Annotated in this window: 20 protein-coding genes; all 20 read left to right on the plus strand. The window is 36.4% G+C overall.

Going from position 1 to position 20,179, the window contains the following annotated elements; translation table 11 throughout:
* The first annotated feature begins 18 nt into the window (after positions 1-18).
* The 20 genes from HXN26_RS05810 to HXN26_RS05905 all read left to right on the plus strand — a co-directional run bounded on the left by HXN26_RS05810 (position 19) and on the right by HXN26_RS05905 (position 19,993).
* The gene (locus HXN26_RS05810; RefSeq protein WP_273159497.1) at positions 19-261 is read left to right on the plus strand and encodes an acyl carrier protein; all 243 of its coding nucleotides are present in this window, start codon (positions 19-21) and stop codon (positions 259-261) included.
* A gap of 22 nt (positions 262-283) precedes the next feature.
* On the plus strand, positions 284-1,126 hold the full coding sequence (locus HXN26_RS05815; protein ID WP_273159532.1) for an LpxL/LpxP family acyltransferase: 843 nt from the start codon (positions 284-286) through the stop codon (positions 1,124-1,126).
* 3 nt (positions 1,127-1,129) lie between these two features.
* Positions 1,130-1,606: a hotdog family protein gene (locus tag HXN26_RS05820; RefSeq protein ID WP_273159499.1), complete on the plus strand. Its 477-nt coding sequence runs from the start codon at positions 1,130-1,132 to the stop codon at positions 1,604-1,606.
* Positions 1,607-1,634: 28 nt separating this feature from the next.
* Positions 1,635-2,063: an acyl-CoA thioesterase gene (locus HXN26_RS05825; RefSeq protein WP_025000337.1), complete on the plus strand. Its 429-nt coding sequence runs from the start codon at positions 1,635-1,637 to the stop codon at positions 2,061-2,063.
* A gap of 26 nt (positions 2,064-2,089) precedes the next feature.
* Positions 2,090-3,805, plus strand: coding sequence for a beta-ketoacyl synthase N-terminal-like domain-containing protein (locus HXN26_RS05830; RefSeq protein ID WP_273159502.1), 1,716 nt, complete (start codon positions 2,090-2,092; stop codon positions 3,803-3,805).
* 70 nt (positions 3,806-3,875) lie between these two features.
* Positions 3,876-4,133: a phosphopantetheine-binding protein gene (locus HXN26_RS05835; protein ID WP_025000339.1), complete on the plus strand. Its 258-nt coding sequence runs from the start codon at positions 3,876-3,878 to the stop codon at positions 4,131-4,133.
* Between the two features lie 39 nt (positions 4,134-4,172).
* Positions 4,173-5,951 (plus strand): beta-ketoacyl-[acyl-carrier-protein] synthase family protein, encoded by a 1,779-nt coding sequence (locus tag HXN26_RS05840; protein ID WP_273159505.1) that lies wholly within the window; start codon positions 4,173-4,175, stop codon positions 5,949-5,951.
* Positions 5,939-6,292 (plus strand): EamA family transporter, encoded by a 354-nt coding sequence (locus HXN26_RS05845; RefSeq protein WP_273159507.1) that lies wholly within the window; start codon positions 5,939-5,941, stop codon positions 6,290-6,292. The genes HXN26_RS05840 and HXN26_RS05845 overlap by 13 nt, the downstream gene beginning before the upstream one ends.
* A gap of 13 nt (positions 6,293-6,305) precedes the next feature.
* Positions 6,306-6,926, plus strand: coding sequence for a flexirubin biosynthesis/transport protein LolA2 (gene lolA2 / locus HXN26_RS05850; protein WP_273159509.1), 621 nt, complete (start codon positions 6,306-6,308; stop codon positions 6,924-6,926).
* Complete coding sequence (locus HXN26_RS05855; RefSeq protein ID WP_273159512.1) at positions 6,901-7,371, plus strand: hypothetical protein; 471 nt, start codon at positions 6,901-6,903, stop codon at positions 7,369-7,371. The genes lolA2 and HXN26_RS05855 overlap by 26 nt, the downstream gene beginning before the upstream one ends.
* On the plus strand, positions 7,355-7,750 hold the full coding sequence (locus HXN26_RS05860; RefSeq protein WP_025000343.1) for an ApeI family dehydratase: 396 nt from the start codon (positions 7,355-7,357) through the stop codon (positions 7,748-7,750). The genes HXN26_RS05855 and HXN26_RS05860 overlap by 17 nt, the downstream gene beginning before the upstream one ends.
* Positions 7,747-9,237 carry a glycosyltransferase gene (locus tag HXN26_RS05865; RefSeq protein ID WP_273159515.1) on the plus strand — a complete coding sequence of 497 codons (1,491 nt, stop codon included), beginning with the start codon at positions 7,747-7,749 and terminating at the stop codon, positions 9,235-9,237. Before HXN26_RS05860 ends, HXN26_RS05865 begins: the two co-directional genes overlap by 4 nt.
* The gene (locus HXN26_RS05870; RefSeq protein ID WP_273159517.1) at positions 9,234-10,733 is read left to right on the plus strand and encodes a phytoene desaturase family protein; all 1,500 of its coding nucleotides are present in this window, start codon (positions 9,234-9,236) and stop codon (positions 10,731-10,733) included. Before HXN26_RS05865 ends, HXN26_RS05870 begins: the two co-directional genes overlap by 4 nt.
* A complete protein-coding gene (locus HXN26_RS05875; protein ID WP_273159519.1) occupies positions 10,730-12,229 on the plus strand; it encodes a phytoene desaturase family protein in 1,500 nt (499 codons plus the stop codon). Before HXN26_RS05870 ends, HXN26_RS05875 begins: the two co-directional genes overlap by 4 nt.
* The gene (locus HXN26_RS05880; protein ID WP_273159521.1) at positions 12,226-13,107 is read left to right on the plus strand and encodes an alpha/beta hydrolase; all 882 of its coding nucleotides are present in this window, start codon (positions 12,226-12,228) and stop codon (positions 13,105-13,107) included. The genes HXN26_RS05875 and HXN26_RS05880 overlap by 4 nt, the downstream gene beginning before the upstream one ends.
* Positions 13,108-13,161: 54 nt before the next feature.
* A complete protein-coding gene (locus HXN26_RS05885) occupies positions 13,162-14,286 on the plus strand; it encodes a 1-acyl-sn-glycerol-3-phosphate acyltransferase (RefSeq protein WP_273159523.1) in 1,125 nt (374 codons plus the stop codon).
* 1 nt (position 14,287) lies between these two features.
* Positions 14,288-17,806 (plus strand): 1-acyl-sn-glycerol-3-phosphate acyltransferase, encoded by a 3,519-nt coding sequence (locus tag HXN26_RS05890; protein ID WP_273159526.1) that lies wholly within the window; start codon positions 14,288-14,290, stop codon positions 17,804-17,806.
* A 66-nt stretch (positions 17,807-17,872) separates the two neighbouring features.
* A complete protein-coding gene (locus HXN26_RS05895) occupies positions 17,873-18,103 on the plus strand; it encodes a phosphopantetheine-binding protein (protein ID WP_025000350.1) in 231 nt (76 codons plus the stop codon).
* A complete protein-coding gene (locus HXN26_RS05900; protein WP_273159528.1) occupies positions 18,093-19,418 on the plus strand; it encodes a class I adenylate-forming enzyme family protein in 1,326 nt (441 codons plus the stop codon). Before HXN26_RS05895 ends, HXN26_RS05900 begins: the two co-directional genes overlap by 11 nt.
* A 167-nt stretch (positions 19,419-19,585) precedes the next feature.
* Positions 19,586-19,993, plus strand: a complete 408-nt coding sequence (locus tag HXN26_RS05905; protein ID WP_273159530.1) for a hypothetical protein — start codon at positions 19,586-19,588, stop codon at positions 19,991-19,993.
* Positions 19,994-20,179: the final 186 nt, after the last annotated feature.

Below are 20,179 nucleotides of genomic sequence, written 5' to 3' on the forward strand. Positions count from 1 at the left end.
TTATAAGTAAAGTAAGTAATGGAAAGAAAAGAAATTGAAGAAAAAGTAAGAATGTTCTTAATTGAGGATTTGGAAATAGACGAAGAAAACATTGCACCTGAGGCAAAATTGAAAGATGATCTTGGTATTGACAGTTTGGATTTTGTTGATATCGTTGTTATCGTAGAGAAGAACTTTGGATTTAAAATTAAACCTGAGGAAATGCAGGGAGTGGTTACGTTATCACAGTTCTGCGATTATATAGAAAGTAAAGTTGGCTAATACAACTTATGGCAGTGATTGGATGCATCGGTTGTTGATAGGATCGTTGCGTTGGTTGGACGTAAGATTACTCTATACGTTCACATCGCTTTTTGTAATTCCTGTCTGTTTATTACTGAACACCAATTACAGCCGAACGTCAGCTTACCGATATTTCCGTTGTAGGCATGGTTATGGACGCTTGCGTTCAGCATGGAGTACTTATGTCAATCATTGTTTGTTTGCTCAAGTAGTAATTGACCGCTTTGTAGTTTATGCTGGAAAGCGTTTCAAAGTTGAAATAGAAGGGTATGAACACTTCCAGCAGTTAGAAACTGAAGAGAAGGGATTTATGATTTTTAGCTCTCACGTTGGTTGTTATGAGGTTGCAGGCTATTCACTAACCTCTAAGACAAAGCGATTTAATGCATTGGTTTTTGGAGGTGAGAAAGCTTCTGTTATGGAGGGACGGCAAGAAATACTAACTCATCATAATATCCGCATGATTCCTGTTATGGAAGATATGAGTCATCTCTTTTTAGTGAATGAAGCACTTGATAACAACGAAATAGTAAGTATGCCAGCCGATCGTATTATTGGCCCTATTAGAACTATAACTTCTAAGTTCTTGGGTGATGAGGCTCGTTTTCCGGTAGGTCCTTTCTCTGTAGCAACGATGAAAGGGCAGGATGTTCTTGCTGTCAATGTCGTGAAAATATCTGTCAAGTCTTATAAAGTATATGTAACAAAGCTCAACTATGACAAGCTAGCTCCACGTAAGCAACAAATTCAATTATTAGCTGAGAGCTATGTGAAGGAACTTGAACATAGAGTGCGCCAGTATCCTTTACAGTGGTATAACTTCTATGATTTTTGGAGGAAATAAGGTATGAAAGACAATATGGCGAATACAGAGGTTGAGAATTTTTCAGAAGAAATGTTTCGCACAATAGATATACATGAGTTGTTGCCACAGCAAGAGCCTTTTGTAATGATAGGCTCACTTGTACATTTTGATAAGATGTTAACAATAACAGAAACAGAGGTGCGACAGGACAATATCTTTGTAGATGAAGGAAATTTCTCAGCTTCTGGTCTAATGGAGAATATAGCACAAACCTGTGCTGCTCGTATTGGATTTGTCAATAAGTATATCTTAAAGAAAGGAATTCAATTAGGATTTATTGGAGCTGTACGCAACTTTGAAGTTTTGGAATTGCCAAAAGTTGGCGATGTAATAACAACACGTGTAGAAGTAAAGGAGGAAGTCTTTGGTATGACATTGGCTGATGCTATAATTACATGCGGTGAAAAAGTGTTAGTAACATCAGAGATGAAAATTGCCGTCAAAGAGCAGAATGCTTAGAGAAAATAATAAAATCCATCATATAGATATGAAAGAATTGAAAGCATCGAAGGAATTTGCAATCCGCTTCAGTGAGGTTGATTCCATGAATGTAGTGTGGCATGGTTCTTACTCACTTTATTTTGAAGATGCCCGAGAAGCTTTCGGAAAGAAATTTGGATTGGAGTATATGGGATTTTTTGAACATGGTTATTATGCACCATTAGTAGATCTTTCATTTCACTACAAGAAACCCATCAAGTATGGAATGACACCGCGCATAGATATTATTTACCGTCCTACTGCGGCTGCAAAGATAGTCTTCGATTATGAAATATACGATACAGAAGACAATAGCCTCATAGCCACAGGAAGTTCCGTACAGGTTTTTATGGATCTTAATTATCAATTGGTCTGGGATAATCCATCTTTCTACCAAGAATGGAAAGAACGATGGGGACAAGTAGAAAACAGATAATTCGTACAGTAAAAATCTGAAGATATATGATTTATGTTTTAGCCGATAATATTATATCTCCTTTGGGCAGAACGTCAGAAGAAAACTATCATGCAGTAAAGGCTGGCAGTTCGGCTATTCGTTCCTATGCTCCTATGACTGATGGAGTGCCTAATGGTTTTATGGCTTCTTTATTGTCTTCCGATTTTGAGGAAATAGTTTTCAGCTCTGCAAGCAAAGCTATTAGTTTATCAGGAATTAATGTATCAGATAAGCGTATAATATTTATCTTGAGTTCTACCAAAGGAGCCATTGAAAATCTTGGTAAGACGGAAGATGAGAAACTATATCTTGGAGAAACGGCGCAACGCATTGCCACTAGATTAGGTTTTAGAACACGTCCTATTGTAGTATGTAATGCTTGTATTTCTGGGTCTTCAGCTTTAATCTTAGCATCTCGTTTGTTGCAATTAGGTACGTATGAATATGCTGTTGTATGTGGTGCAGATTGTCCAAGACAATTCATTATTTCTGGTTTCCAATCGTTAAATGCAATGTCTTTTGAAGCCTGTCGTCCCTTTGATATAGAACGTCAAGGATTGAATTTAGGTGAAGCAGCAGCAACAGTAGTTTTGAGCAGTAAGATTCATAGTCTGTCGGAAGAAAAAAGAAGCAAACGTATATGGCAAATAGGTCATGGATTTATTAAAAATGATGCATTCCATATCAGTGCACCCTCAAAGATGGCTGAAGGTTTATCAGAAGCGTTGCAACAGACAATGGAAGGAATAGATAAAGAAGAACTTGCTTTTATCAATGCACATGGAACTGCTACGATGTTTAACGACCAAATGGAGTCGATTGCACTTCAACGTACAGAACTTATTGATATTCCCATCAATGCATTGAAAGGATATATCGGACATACATTGGGTGCAGCAGGAATTTTTGAGACCATTCTCTGTATGAAATCCATAGATGATAATACCATTTTAGGAACACGAGGTTATGAAGAATCTGGAGTATCGGGAAATGTAATGATTACTTCAGAAAATCGCAGAACAGAAAAACCTGCTTTCATTAAAATGCTCTCGGGTTTTGGAGGTTGCAATGCCACTCTTTTTGCAAAATCTGTAGAGTTATCATTTAAGGAATCAGAAGAAAAAACTATAATAAATCGCCCTTCTAACACAAAGAAATCGCATCATGTTCGTATTACTCCTAATGGTGCTTGGTTAGATGGGAAGCTTCTTTCACTCATTGGTGAAAGAGGCGAGAAAAGTCTACTTACATCAATTTATAAACAACTGATAAACGACTATCCAAAGTATTATAAAATGGATGGTCTTTGTCGGTTAGGCTTCGTTGCGTCGGAGTTGTTACTTCAAGCTGAGAAAGCCGAATCAGAAGTGGATAATTCTGTTACCAAAGAGCGGGCAATCATACTATTCAATCACACTTCTTCCATCTCGTCCGATAAACGTTATTTAGCGTCAATAGCCGATAAGGACAATTTTTTCCCAAGTCCTTCCGTTTTTGTATATACATTACCTAATATCGTTACAGGCGAAATAGCGATTCGTAATGGTTATCATGGTGAGACGTCTTTTTATATTCTCCCCCAAAGAGATGAAAAACAGATGAATGAAGTTATAGAAACTGCATTTGTAGATAGAAAGACAAAAAGCGTATTGACAGGATGGCTCGATTATGAAGACAACGAAAATTTTGAGGCAGATATGTATATATTATGTGCCGAATAAATTATAATTATAAATAAAAAAATTATAATAACAAATAAAAAATTTATAATAATAAAATTGACAGTTTATAATGAAAGAATTGATAAAGGAACTTAAAGAAGAAATTATTAAGGCGTTGAACCTTGAAGAGATGACTCCTGACGATATTGATGAGAACGAAGCTCTCTTCGGTGATGGCTTGGGTTTAGATTCAATTGATGCTTTAGAACTGATAGTTCTTTTGGAAAAGAAATACGGCATTAAATTGGATAATCCTGCTGAAGGAAAGAAAATTTTCACGAACGTGGCTGCTATTGCTGATTATGTCAGTAAGAACAGAAAGAAATAAGTGAGTCCACCTCTTTTAAATAATGCGTGAACAGATAAAATGAATATTGCAATTACAGGTGAAGGAATAGTTTCTGCCATTGGCTTAAATAAGCAGGAGGTGCTACAATCATTGCTTAAAAAGCAAAGTGGTATTGGAAAGATGAAACATCTCCAGTCGATTCATCATGAGTTGGCTGTTGGAGAAGTCGACTTGTCAAATGAAAAGATGAAGGAGATTCTTGGTATTCCTGCATCACAGATGATGAGCCGCACTGCCTTAATGGGTATCATTGCAATACAACAGGCATTGGACGATGCCAATATCATTATTGACGATATCTTGGCGCAAAAAAAGAGAGGAGAACATTTGCGTATCGCTCTTATTTCTGGTACTACTGTAGGTGGAATGGATATCACTGAACTTTGTTTCGATAATCTAAACGAAGAGAGTGATTTAGAATTCTTACATCATCATGACTGTGGAAGTAGTACAAACTTTATGGCCCAACACTTCGGTATTTTTACGGAAGTAACGACATTGTCTACGGCATGTTCATCTGCTGCTAATGCAATTATGTTTGGTGCACGATTATTAAAACATGGATATGCCGATATTGTTGTGGCAGGTGGCACTGAAGCATTGTCGCGTTTTCATCTTAATGGTTTCAACTCATTGATGATTCTTGATCATCAGCAATGCCGTCCTTTCGATAATACCCGTGCAGGACTGAATTTAGGTGAAGGTGCTGCTTTTGTTGTGCTTGAATCTGACGAAATAGCATTAAAACGAGGTGTGAAACCACACGTGTATCTTACTGGTTATGGTAATGCTTGTGATGCATTTCATCAGACAGCATCTTCAGAAAATGGTGAGGGGGCATATCTTGCAATGAAAGAAGCATTGGATATGGCGCAAGTCAATCCAGATGAAATACAATATGTAAATGCTCATGGTACAGGAACTCCCAATAATGACCAAAGCGAGAGTGTTTCCTTGCAGCGTCTTTTTGGTAAAAATATGCCTTTGGTATCCAGTACAAAGTCATTTACTGGTCATACTACAAGTGCTTCAGGAGGTATAGAGGCTGTTATCTGCATTTTGGCAATGCAAAACCATTTCGTTCCTGCTAATATAGGTTGGAAAAATCAGATGGAAACAGGCATTACGCCAACGCTTGGAGTTGAAAATATAGCTTTAAAGCACGTTCTTTGTAATTCGTTTGGATTTGGTGGAAATGACTCTTCTTTGTTATTCTCTGTTCAACCCACAGTAGTAAATACTACTGAAGGTTCGGAAAACGAAATTAAAATTCTATCCCGTGTAGAGATTACTTCTGAAGAAGAATTAGAAGGAATCCGTAAGTACGTAAAGCCTTTAGAGGTACGTCGTATGGGAAAAATTATGAAGAGTTCGCTTCTGTCTTCTATGGAAGCATTGGCACAGGCAAATATTGAAATACCTGATGCAATTATCACTGGCACCATTTATGGTTGTTTGGAATATAGCGAACTTCTGTTGGAACAGATGAAAGAAGAAGGTGAAACAATGTTGAAGCCTACTCATTTCATGCAAAGTACGCATAACACTATAGGCAGCAATATTGCCATTAAAACAAAATGTCATGGCTATAATGTTACCTATACGCAAGGAGTAGAATCTTTAGAATGGGCGATTCGCGATGCTGAAATGCTAATAAAGGAAGGAAAAGCAAAAACAGTTCTTGTAGGATGCCACGATGAAAGTACACCACTCTTTAACTCATTACTGGAGCGTGATGGTGCTGAGAAACTTCCAGTGGTTCATTCAATAGCAATGGTATTAACATGTGGAAAGTAGTTATATTATCAGTTATTCAGAGTTCCCTATTGGCAGGAGGGCAAGTTTTTTTGAAGTTTGCTCTTCAGAAAATGTTACCTTTTGGTTGGACTCGTGTATTCTGGGGTAGTCTACTTCTTAATTGGCAGTTTGCTTGTAGCGGTTTATTCTTTGGGGCAAGTTCAGTTTTATGGATGTATATCATTAAGAACTATCCTTTGAGTGTCGCTTATCCAATGATTAGTTTGAGTTATGTGTTTGGTCTTTTAGCAGCACTTCTCTTTTTCCACGAATCAGTATCAGTAACCAAGTGGGTGGGAGTAGGCCTTATAATATTAGGTTGTTGCATAATAGCCAAGTAAAAATAAATGTAAGATGAAAAAGTTATTATTATTGATGGCGCTGTGTTTCGTCATGTTAAAAATTTCTGCACAGGGAACAAATGAAGCAAAGATAAGACAGCAGATAGAGACTGCTGCATCAAATATGAAATCGATGCAATGTGATTTCGTACAGACGAAATATCTTCGTATGCTTAATGACAAGATGGTTTCTACAGGTAAAATGTATTATCAGCAGTCTGACAAGCTTCGTTGGGAATATACCTCGCCTTATTCTTATGCATTTGTATTGAATGGGTCTAAAGTTCTTATCAGCAAAGGAAGTCGTAATGATGTCATAAATGTCAATCAAAGTAAGTTTTTTAAGGAGATTGCTTGTATTATGATGAACAGCGTTGTGGGAAAAGCACTCAATGATAAACGTGATTTTAAAGTAAGTCTTTCAACAACAACGTCAGAATATATAGCAACACTCTATCCGCAACAGAAACAAATGCAGCAGATGTTTCAAAAGATAATTCTTCATTTTAACAAACAGAAGGCGATGGTTGCAAAGGTAGAACTTATAGAGAAACGTGGAGACCATACAGTTATTGAAATGAAAAATGTGAAAGTAAACAGTCCGATAAATGCAAAGATATTTACTGTTAATTAGTTTTATTCTTCTTTCCACCTTAATGGTTACGGTGAGAGCGCAAGAAGTTGACCAAAAGCCATTGCAAGACAGCATAGGTAGCAGGGCAAAATTTTCCACAACCATAGAGATGTCAAAGGGCTATCTTAGTGGAATTTCCGTGCTTGTGAGAGAAACTGATGTCTTTCGTGGTGTTCTGTTCAATGAATTTGGTATCACAGCACTTGAATTTACTTATAATCCTCAGAAGAAGAAAGTTAAGTTAGAGCAAGTCATCGCAATGCTCGATAAATGGTATATCCGACGTGTAATAAAAAAAGATTTGCGATGTGTGATAGAGAACTTATTGAAAGGTATTTCTCAATATAAAGATGAGAAATATCATATTAGTTATAAGTTCTCGCTGATGGATGAAAAAGCAGAACCCAAAGTAATAGAAGAAGGCATTGATGCAACTGAAGAATAATTTATATAAGATAATCAGTAACGAAGAAGATAGTTCGATGGTCAATTATACCATTGAACTAAATCCTTCTTGCGTTATCTATCAAGCACATTTCCCAAAAGAGCCTATCACACCAGGTGTATGTATTGTTCAGATAGGTAAGGAGCTCATTGAAGAATTGCTTACAGAAAAGATGTCTGTATCTTGTAAATTAGAAATCGTCAAGGTTAAGAACGTAAAGTTCTTATCTGTAATTTCTCCTCGTGATACTTTGCATATTATGTATCAAATGAAGAAAGTGGAATTGTCTGACGATAATAAAATGGTTGAAGCGCAATGGGTGGTTCTTTCAGATGAAAAGGTAATGGCAAAGACTTCTTTAGTGATGAAAGTCGTATGATGAATGAGGAACTGAAAAAGCAATTAAAAAGTAGACGCATCTGTGTTGTCATTCCTACTTATAATAATGACAAGACGATAAAAGCAGTGGTGGAACAAAGTCTTCACTATTGTGATGATATTATCGTTGTAGCAGATGGGTGTACAGATAATACCATGAGCCTCTTACATGATATTGATAATATCAAGATAGTGGCATATCCACAAAATAAAGGAAAAGGATATGCTCTGAAAACGGGATTTAAAAAAGCTTTAGAAGAAGGCTTTTCATATGCTATAACTCTTGATGGCGATGGACAACACTATCCAGAAAATATTCCACATTTCCTAAAAGCTAATCAAGAACATCCCCATGCCTTAATAGTTGGTAACCGACAATTAGAAGGTGTTGACCGTTCAAAAGGCAGTTCATTTGCCAATAAGTTTTCTAACTTTTGGTTTTATATACAAACAGGAAAACGTTTAGCTGATACACAAACGGGTTATCGCCTTTATCCTTTGCGTAAATTACATGGATTGTCTTTGCTCACTTCACGTTATGAAGCTGAGTTGGAATTACTTGTTTTTGCTTCTTGGCATGGAACAAAAATAGTTTCTATTCCCGTACAGGTATATTATCCTCCTCGTGCAGAACGAGTAAGTCATTTCCGACCAGGAAAAGATTTTGCACGTATTAGTGTTCTAAATACTGTACTTTGTTTCTTGGCAATTGTTTATGGATTACCTCTTAGGTTGTGGCGCGCATTGATGATTTTCGTTCGAACAACTTATTCTTTATTATTCTTCCTTTTTTTTACGTTATTGGTCTTTAGTCCCTTTGTATGGATTTATACCAAACTGTTCAAAATGACAGAAAAAAGAAGGTATCGTCTCCATCAACTCATTTATCATGCATCACGTTTTGTGATGATTCATCATGGTATCCCAGGAACGAAATATCAATATAAGGTGCCAGAAGATATTGACTTTAATAAGCCACGTATTATCATTTGTAATCATCAATCACATCTTGACTTGATGTGTCAGTTGGTATTTACACCAAAAATAATTTTCCTTACCAATGCATGGGTATGGAATAATCCTTTTTATGGCTCACTTATTCGACATGCTGAATATTTGCCTGTTAAGGAAGGATTAGAAGAAATAATGCCTCACTTGCGTTCACTCATAGAACGTGGTTATAGTATAGCTGTTTATCCAGAAGGTACACGATCTAAAGATTGCCGTATCGGAAGATTTCATCAAGGAGCATTCTATATGGCACAGGAATTTGGTTTAGAAATACTTCCGATGTATCTCTATGGACCAGGAAAGATTCTTCCTAAGACAGGTTATTGTCTACATAAAGGTAAATTCTTTGTTGAAGTAGGTGAACCTTTGACACAGAATGAACTATTAGCAATGGGCGATCTAAGACAACAAGCTTCTGAGATGCGTAAGCGTTACAAGAAGAAGTATGAAGATATAGCTAATAAGATGGAACGATGACAAAGCAGAAGGTTATTATTATTGGCAGCGGATTAGGAGGTTTGTCGTCAGGAGTTATCTTGGCTAAGAATGGTTATAACGTAACTGTACTTGAACAAGGTATTCAAGTAGGAGGTTGTCTACAATGTTTTACTCGGCGTGGTGCAAAGTTTGAAACAGGAATGCATTTTATAGGTAGTGCTGCACCTGGACAGACATTAGACAAGTTGATGAGATATTTGGAAATAGACAAGGAAGTAACCCTCTCACAATTGAATAGTCAGAGTTATGATGTTGTGGCCTTAGATGGTAAACGATATGAATTTGCCAATGGTAGAGAAGCTTTTATTAAAAAGATGGTAACGTACTTTCCCAACCAATATTCTAATTTGGTGAAGTATTTTGATTTGATAGAAGAAGTTGCCAATGCATCTTCACTTCATTCTCTAAAATATGCTGAATCAGACTCTGCATTGAATATGGAATACCAGTTACGTTCTATCAGCGAAGTGATAGACGAGATAATTACTGACCCAGTTCTTGCAAATGTTTTGGTAGGAAATCTTCCGCTTTATGCAGCAGAGAAGGGAAAAACGCCTTTCTCTACCCATGCTTTTATCATGGATTTCTATAATCAGAGTGCTTTCCGAATCAAAGGAGGTAGCGATAAAATAGCATCCGCCTTAGTTAATACCATCAATCGTTATGGTGGAAAGGTGCTAAAAAGAAAGAAAGTAACAAAGATAGTTTGTGATGATACGCATGCCGTTGGTGTGGAAGTAAATGATAACGAAATGATGCCTTGCGATATTATTGTTTCCGATGCGCATCCTATTCGTACATTAGAACTATTAGATACAAAATTGATTCGTCCTGCTTTTCGTAAGCGCATCAATCAAATCCCGCAAACAGTGGGAGGTTTCTCTGTTTATCTACATTTTAAAGCAGATACGGTTCCTTATCTAAACTATAATTATTATGGTTATCAGGGAACAACGCCTTGGGATTGTGAGAAATATACAGAACAAAGTTGGCCAAAGGGATTCCTTTATATGCATTTCTGTCCAGAGAATGATTCGCAGTATGCTTCAACAGGGGTTATTCTTTCTTATATGCAGATGGCTGATGTTGAGAAATGGAAAGGAACAGCTATTGGGAAAAGAGGAGAAGATTACGAAACTTTTAAGAAGGAAAAAGCAGAACAACTTTTAGATGTGTTAGAAGAACATTTCCCTGGTATACGTTCACAAATTCAAACATATTATACCTCAACTCCGCTTACTTATCTTGACTATACTGGTACGGAAGGAGGTTCTATGTATGGTAATGCTAAAGACATCAGTTTAGGAAGTGCGTGTAGAGTTCCACAGCGAACAAAAGTTCCTAACCTATATCTTACAGGGCAAAATATCAATTCTCATGGTATGTTGGGAGTTTTAGTTGGCGCTATCGTTACTTGCAGTGAGTTGTTAACAGCAAAAACCATCTATGAACAGATAAAGGAGGCAAATGAATGAAAACAGTAGTTATTATTGGTGGCGGATTAGGTGGACTATTCGCAGGCGCTCTTTTAGCAAAGGAAGGTTTTAAGGTTACAATCTTAGAGAAAAATGCAACTGCAGGTGGCGGACTTCAGAATTTCAAACGCTTTGGTATGAAGTTCGATACGGGTATGCATGTTATTGGTGGAATGCGTCCAGGAGGAAATATTTATCGTATCTGTCAGTATTTGGGAATAGCAGAAAAGGTACAGCTGATGAATGTTGATGATAATTGCGCTGATAGTTTGTATTTTGCTGAAGATCGCACCACTTACCAGATTGGAAAAGGTAAAGAAGGTTTTATTGATTCTTTGGTGGCACATTTCCCAGAAGAAAAGAAAAATCTTCAAGCATATACAGATGCCATCTTTCGTCTGACTGAAGAAGTAGACCTTTTTCATCTTCGTCCTTCTTCTGATATGTTTACTACTCATACTTCCGATTTCTTTCTTGCTGCTGATGCTTTTATTGCAAAGTATATCACAAATCCAAAGCTACGCAGTGTCGTTGCTTATATGAATCCTTTGTATGGTGGTAGAGGTGATGAGAGTCCAGCTTTTATTCACGCTATTATTAGTTCGCTATATATTCAAGGTGCAAGTAGATTTATTGGAGGCAGCGAAACATTTGCTAATCTTTTAGTTTCTGTCATAGAAACTTATGGAGGAGCAGTTCATTGTAATGAAGGAATTGAATGGGTGGAAGTAAATAACCGTCATGTAGATTATGTGAGGTCGAAAAAGGGTAAAATTTATCAAGCTGATCACTACATATCAGCCATTCATCCTTGTACCTTACTTTCTCTTATGTCAGAAAAGGCTTTTCCTAAAGCTTATCGTACAAGACTTAACGAGATTCCAAATGCTTATTCGGCTTTTTCTGTGTATATAAAATTAAAACCAGAAACCTTCCCTTATATCAATCACTCAGAGTATTATATGACGAAATACGATGAGATATGGCATTTTGGCCAACAAAATAAGGTATGGCCATTGGGCTTTCTTTTCATGACTCCTCCAGAAGACCAACAAGGAACATACGCAGAGAAAGCGTTAGTTACTGCTCCTATGAGTTATGAAGACGTAAAAAGATGGGAAAAAACGAGTGTTGGGAAACGTGGAGCCGACTATGAAGCATGGAAAGAAGAAAAAGCTCAGCAACTGTTAAGTCATATTGAAGAAATTCATCCAGGTTTCGGTGCCTGTGTGGAACAAGTGAATACAGCTTCTCCGCTTACTATTCGTGATTATTATGGTGCAAAGGAAGGCACCATGTGTGGCTTTAGCAAGAATTATAAGAATATTCTATTATCACAAGTACCAGTAGTAACGAAGGTTGATAACCTTTTATTGACAGGACAAAACAATAGTCTACCAGGCTTCTGTGGAGTTCCTTTGACAGCAATCAGTACTGTTGAGGCTATTTTAGGCCGCAACTATATTTTAAATAAAATCAATGAGATGACAAAATGAAAAAGCAGTGTTACATTCTCTTACTGTATTTCTTTTTGAATTCTCTGTTTATAATAGCACAGAAACAGGCTCAACGTGTCAATATCTGGCAGGGAACAGAAGTTAGAGCTAATGTTCCTATGACACCTCATTTGGCAACGGGAGAAAAAAATATCGCCATTATTGTTTGTCCTGGTGGTAGTTATCTGTGGCACGATATGAATAGTGAGGGAAAAGCTGTAGGCGAATGGTTACAACGCAATGGTATATCAGCTTTTGTTTTGCGTTATCGCACGGCAGGGGTAGGAGCTTTTCTTACACCTTATAGATATATTTTTAGAGGCATTCGTTATCCAGATGCACTTAATGACCTACAGCGAGCAATGCAATACATAAAGGTACATGCTGATGAATATGGTATTGACCCAAATCGTGTAGCAGCAATGGGATTTTCAGCAGGTGGACATTTAGTGATGTCGGCAGCAGAATTATTACCAAAAGAACAACGTCCTTTTTTTGTTGTTCCAGTTTATCCTGTTGTTACAATGATTGAGTCTTGTGTTCATAAACGTTCACGTAGGGCACTTTTGGGTGATAGTCGGAAGAATAATCATCAGTTGCGAGATTTACTTTCTTTAGAGCGTCATGTGCCTAAAGATTGTCCTCCTGTATTCTTAGTTAATTGTAAAGACGACCCTATTGTGAAATATCAAAATTCTGAACTTCTTGATTCTGCATTGACTCGTCAGCAAGTTCCCCATCGTTATATTCAGTATGAAACGGGCGGGCATGGATTTGGAGCCTCGAATAATAAAGGTACAGCAGAATGCCGACAATGGAAAGAAGAATTTATTATGTGGTTTAGACGACTTACCAATAGCGATAATAAAACTCGTTAGTGGCGTTGTAGTGAACTTTAATACTTTATAAGAACAATAAAGCATAAAATAGAAATGGAGATAACTCAATTTGATGACATCAGACCATATAACGCAGAGGAAATTCCTGCTGCAATGGAACGTATAGCTAATAGTTCTTCATTCCCATTATTGGCTTCATACGTATATCCCGATGAACCTTTAGAAGAAGTGCGTGAAAGGATTGCTAACTATAAAACAGTGCGGGAGTTCCAAACGGAAACAATGCGCATGGTAAATCAGCGTGTGATAGAACATAGTATCTCGGAGTTCTCTTGTTCGGGATTGGATAAATTGGACCCTGAAGCGCATTATCTATTTGTTTCTAACCATCGTGATATTATGTTAGATTCCAGTTTATTGCAGTATTTCTTTGTTACTCAAAACTTTGATACTACTGAAATAACATTCGGAGCAAACTTAATGATGAATGAATTAGTCGTTGATATTGGAAAGAGTAATAAGATGTTTAAAGTGGAACGTCCAGGCAACAACATCAAAGATTTCTATCGAAGTTCAAAGCATTTATCTGAATACATTCGCTACGTTATCACACAAAAAGGACAATCGGTATGGATAGCACAGCGAAATGGTAGAACAAAAGATGGTAATGACACAACAGACCAAGGCATTATTAAAATGTTTTGTATGTCATGCCCAGACGATAAGTTAAAAGCAATTGACCAATTACATATAGTTCCTGTAGCAGTTTCTTACGAATGGGAACCTTGTGATGTATTGAAAACTCTTGAACTTTATGAATCGCAGTTCTCTAAATATACGAAAAAACCAGGCGAAGACTTAAACAGTATTCTCACTGGTATCGTTCAAGAGAAAGGAAAAGTACATTTTGAATTGTGTGAACCAATCTCTTATGCTGAATTAGCAAAGTTTGAAAACGTAACAAACAACGAATACCATAAACTTGTAGCTCAGCTTTTAGATAGCCGTATTCGTGCTGCTTATCGTCTTTATCCTAACAATTACATTGCTTATGACCTGCGCTATGGCACGACAAAGTATAAAGACTGTTATACGGATGAACAGAAAAAAGTATTTATGCAGCATCTGCAGGCATTAGAGAAATACGATACTTGTGATATAGAAAAATTGAAAGACATCTTCTTGGGGATTTATTCAAACCCTGTAAATAACAAATAGAATGATAGAATCAATACTGAGGTTATATGATTATCTGAGAGCACACAGATGGATTGGTGTGCTTTCATTTGCAGTTGTTACCTTATTGTTGATAGGTTCGGTACTCCGATTAGGCTATAAAGAGGATATAGCAGACTTTCTTCCTGTTGACAGTAATCAACACAATGCATTAAAGGTTTATCAAGATATTTCAGGTGCAAATAAAATTTTTGCTGTCTTCCAATATCGTGATACTACGAAGGCAGACCCTGAAGCGATGATAGAAAGTGTTGATGCTTTCGTTGAGGAGGTTCAGAATTCTGATTCAGCACATGTGATCACAAATCTGACATCGCAAGTAGACTTGGATAAAATGTCGGAAGTAACAGGCTTTGTCTATGGAAATATTCCTTACTTCCTTACAGAAAAGGACTATGCTCGCATGGATAGCGCACTAAGTTCTCCAGATTACATATCAAAACAATTGCAGCAAGATAAACAGATGCTGATGTTCCCTGCTGGAGATATCCTCTCAGATAATATTCAACGTGATCCTCTCAATATTTTTACACCTGTTGTACAGAAGTTACAACGTGCTGATACTGGTTTGAGGTACGAGTTATATGATGGATATATCTTTTCTCCAGATATGCAGAAAGCCATTGTAATGATTAACTCGCCTTATGGAGCAAGTGAAACAGAGAATAATACTCACCTCATAAAGCTATTGCAGAATTGTAGTAAAAAAGTTGTTGCACACCATAAAAATATAGATGTTCACATTATTGGTGGTCCTGTTATTGCTGTAGGAAATGCTTCGCAAATTAAATCGGACAGTATTTTGTCGGTCATTATTGCCGTAACTCTCATAATGGCATTATTGCTTTTCACCTTGCGCAGCGTACGTAATATATTACTGATTGTCCTTTCCATAGCGTGGGGGTGGCTTTTTGCAATGGGTGGGTTAGCATTGCTTCACGACAATGTTTCAATTATTGTAATCGGAATTAGCTCGGTTATCTTGGGTATTGCTGTTAATTATCCATTACACTTTATAGCCCATTTATCACACACGCCTAAAAAGAAAAAGGCATTACGAGAGATTATTATGCCGCTCTTAGTAGGTAATGTTACGACTGTTGGTGCCTTTTTAGCTTTGGTTCCATTACAATCATTAGCTTTGAGAGACTTAGGACTCTTCAGTTCTTTCCTTTTAATAGGTACGATTCTTTTTGTACTTATTTATCTGCCGCATGTTGCTAAAGAAACAAAGGAAGTAAAGCATACCTTCTTAAATAAGTTGAGTGATATTTCTTTAGAGAATAAGCCTATCTTCGTTGGCATTGTTATCGTTCTCACTATTGTTTTCGGCTATTTTAGTTTTCAAACAAAGTTTGATGCCAATATGGCTAACATCAATTATATGACGGAGGAACAAAAGGCTGATATGGCTTATTTCCAACGAATGATGACAGCTAATGGTGAATTTCAAAAGATTTATGCAGTAGCAACCGATTCTACAATGGATGGAGCATTAGATAAAAATCTTCGATTGCAGCCCATTCTTGATAAATTGGTAAAGAATAAAGATGTACATGATTATAGTTCTTGTAGTCAGTTTATTGTTTCTACTGTTGAACAGAAACGCAGATTGGCTTTGTGGCAAGACTTTTTAATGCGAAATAAAGAGAAACTTACCACTTCGTTACGTTCTGCTATGCAAACAGAAGGTTTTGCGGCTGATAGTTTTGATGACTATTATGCTTTATTGAACAAAAGCTTTCAACCACAATCAGCTTCCTATTTTTCACCGCTAACAACTTCAATTTTTGCAGGAAACCTTAGTGTTGATAGTGTTGGGAAACAATATAATGTCGTTAATGTGCTTTCTGTAAAGGAGCAAGATATTCAGAAAGTAAAAAAAACTCTCTCGGATAAAGATAGCTTTAGCTTTGATATTATGAGCATGAATAGTGCTATAGCCAATCATTTGTCTAATGACTTTAATTACATTGGTCTTGCTTGTGGTTTCATTGTGTTCTTCTTTTTGTGGCTATCGTTTGGTAATCTTGAACTGGCATTGCTTTCTTTTATTCCGATGGCAGTAAGCTGGTTGTGGATATTAGGTATTATGGCATTATTTGGAATGCAGTTTAATATCGTCAATATCATTCTTGCAACATTTATCTTTGGACAAGGTGATGATTATACAATATTCATGACAGAAGGAGCAATGTACGAGTATGCATATCGTCGTAAGATGCTTGCATCGTATAAACAATCAATTATCATTTCTGCGTTGATTATGTTTATTGGTATTGGCACTTTAATCGTGGCAGATCATCCTGCATTGCATTCTTTAGCAGAAGTAACAATAGCGGGAATGTTTTCAGTGGTGTTGATGGCTTATATATTCCCTCCGCTTATATTCAATTTTTTGGTGAAGTCGTCAGGAAAGTACAGACAGCGTCCTATTTCTATTTTAAATCTGTTGGTGATGGGATACAGTGCTTTTGTTTTCTTTACACAGTTAATTTCAGTATATGTTTTGGGATTTATTCTTTTAGAACTGTTACCATCTTCGGAAAAACGTCGCATGTGGCTAAGACGTTATCAGCAACGTTTATTTTTATTTGATTTAAAAAATATTCCGCATGTTCGTTTTCTTGTAGAAGGAGTTACTGAAGAAACTTTTGCTGCCCCTTCTATTATAGTTAGTAATCATCAGTCGATGTTAGATTCTGCTGTTTTTATGGCTTTAAGTCCTAAAACAATTCTTGTTTCAAATGGGAAGGTAAGTAGTAATCCTGTCATTCGTAAAATCTATAAATGGAATGGTTTTATTACTTTAGAAAATAAAGACTCTATCAACGACGAGATGATAAGAAACTACATAAAACAAGGATATAGTCTTGTAATTTTCCCAGAAGGAAAACGCAACGACCATTCTTCAATTTGTCGTTTCCATAAGGGGGCATTCTTGTTGGCACAACGTTATCAGCTGGATATTCAACCTTTCATAATTCATGGTTTGAATGTAGTTCTTCCCCAAAATAGTATTCAAGTATTCAAAGGAAGTATTACGATAAAAGCCTATAAACGTATAAAGTTTGAAGGAGATATTTCTTACTCTGAACTTACTTCAAAGGTATATCGTTTTTATAAGCAGGAATATGCTGCCACAACAAAGAAGATTGAAACAGCAGCTTACTTCTCTCATCTTGTTCAAGATCGTTATCGCTATAAAGGTGTTGATATTTATCGTTCTGTGCGCAAAAATTTGAAGCGAAATAACAACTATGCCGCATGGGTAGATACACATGATGAATACCCTATTGTATTGGTTAAGAATGGTGGATACGGAGAATTTGCTTTGCTTTATGCATTAGTACATCGTTCAACAAAGGTGTTGGTATACGAAGAAGACGAGATTAAACGTGCATTGTTAACTCATTGTGCGAAGGATATAGCCAACAACCTATGTGTTATTGATAGTATAGAAAAAGAGGAAATAGAAGACGCAAAGGTATTTTCTCTGTAAATTGTGGGTGAGGAATACGAAGAAGTATTTTTCCTGCGTTTATTCAAATAAAAATAACAAGAAAATATGAAAGAAGATATTCGTAAAAGATTAGAAGAGGTGTTGCCAATTGTGGATTTCGACTCTGATTTCTTATTTCAAGAACTCGATTCGCTTGGCATAACAACCATATTGATGGTTCTTTCTGATATGTATGGTGTCGAAATGAATCGTGCTGACGTAACACCAAAAAACTTCAAGACTCTGGATAGTCTTGTTGAACTTGTAAAACGGAAACTGAATAAAGATGGTGATTGAAGATAAGTTGCGCGAGAATGCCGAACGTTTTCCTGAAAAAATAGCACTCATCTGTGGCGATGAGGCTTATACTTATGCGCAGTTATATAAAGCTGTAAGCGTGAAAGTTGCTTCTATGGAAAACTGGCAGGGACGATTGGTTCCTCTCATAGCTACTTCTACGGCAGAATTCCTTATTTCTTATTTTGCCATTCATCTTGCAGGTGCAGTTGCTGTTCCTTTACATAAGGACGTTCCAACAAGAAAGTTTGACGATTATTCAAAGTTGCTGGAAAAAGGAACAGTTCCTAAAGAAGTTGCCGATATCTTGTTTACAACGGGAACTACGGGTAACTCAAAAGCAGTAATGATAAGCCATCAAACTATATGGGCCAATGCAGAAAATCTTGTACTTTCGCAAGGATTCAACCATGATATTACATTTATTATCAATGGACCATTAAATCATATCGGTAGTCTGTCGAAGATTTATCCAACCATCTATGTCGGTGGAACGATTAAAATAATCGATGGTATGAAAGATATAAAGTCTTTCTTTACGGCTATTGATACTATACCCAATAAAGTTGCTACGTTTTTGGTGCCTGCTGCAATCCGTATGCTGATTGCTTTATGGAAGGAAGAACTTAAAAAAGTTGCTGATAAAATAGACTTTATAGAAACTGGAGCTGCTCCTATGGCTGCTTCTGATATGAAGAAGTTTTGCGAATTGCTGCCAAAGAGTCGCCTTTATAATACTTACGCTTCAACAGAAACGGGCATAATTTCCACTTACGATTATAACGATGGCGAAAGTCTTGCTGGTTGTGTAGGAAAATCGATGAAACATTCCTCTTTCTTTATTACCGATGATGGTCATGTGGCTTGCAAAGGAACAACACTAATGACAGGTTATTGGAATGATGAAGAAGCTACAGAAGCTGTTATGCGTGATGGAGTAATTAAAACTGCAGATTTAGGGTATATTGATGATAAAGGCAGACTTCGTTTACAAGGTCGCGGCGATGATACAATAAATATTGGTGGCTATAAAATTGCACCATCAGAAGTAGAAGAAGTAGCGTTGGCATTTCCCACAGTGAAAGATTGTGTTTGTATTTCTGCAGAGCATCTTGTGATAGGCGAAATATTAAAATTATTGGTGGTGCCACATCATAATTTTGAGAGAAAGGAATTGATAACCTTCCTAAAAGATAGACTGGAAAGTTATAAAATTCCTGTCCTCTACGAAGAAGTAAACAGTATTGAACGAACCTTTAACGGTAAGATAAATAGAAAGTTCTATGCTCTTTCGCAGAAAAAGAATACGCAGTAAACTTTTCTTGAAATACCATTTTTATAATTTGCTCCTATCTATCGCAAGTAAAGGTGTTAAAAAATAAAAAATGGGGCGGGTGTTAGAATAAATTATTATCTTTGCAGTTGTTCATTTTAGTCTGACACAATATAGACAAAACTTAAGTTTAATAAAAAATCATTGATATGAAACACTTACGATTTTTTTCTTGGTTGCTTTGTTGCTCTCTTTTAGTATTTACGTTAGCTTCGTGCGAAGAAAAAGAGCCAGATTTAACAAAGAAAGAAATGGATACTCGTTTGCTGGGTACTTGGAAGTCAATAAATTCCAATAATCCAGAAATTAATAAACTTATATTTATGTCTAATGGAGACATTATTGGTTATTGGCAAATGGGAGGGAAAAAGAGAGTTTTTTATACAGAAAATAATTGCCATTTATTTGTATTTGTACAGGGTTTGGGTATAAAATTATCTAATTGGACATACGAACATTACTATAAAATAGATGGAAATAAGCTAACTTTATGGTTTAGTTTGAATGAAATGAATTCAAATAATCCAGATTGTCTTATCTTTCAGAAAGAGAACTAAGCAGTAACAAGCACTTTTAGAGATAAAAGTTATTGATTCGAAAAAGAAGTAATTATACTCTACGAAAGTTTTAATAAAAAAAATAAATTTTATAATTATAAAAACAGAAAATTATAATTATAAAATTTATTTTTTTTGGCGTAATGGACATTTGGTAGGCTGAAAAGCTCACGGATTTTAGTAATG

The organism is Prevotella aurantiaca (assembly GCF_015262605.1).
GTDB lineage: Bacteria > Bacteroidota > Bacteroidia > Bacteroidales > Bacteroidaceae > Prevotella > Prevotella aurantiaca.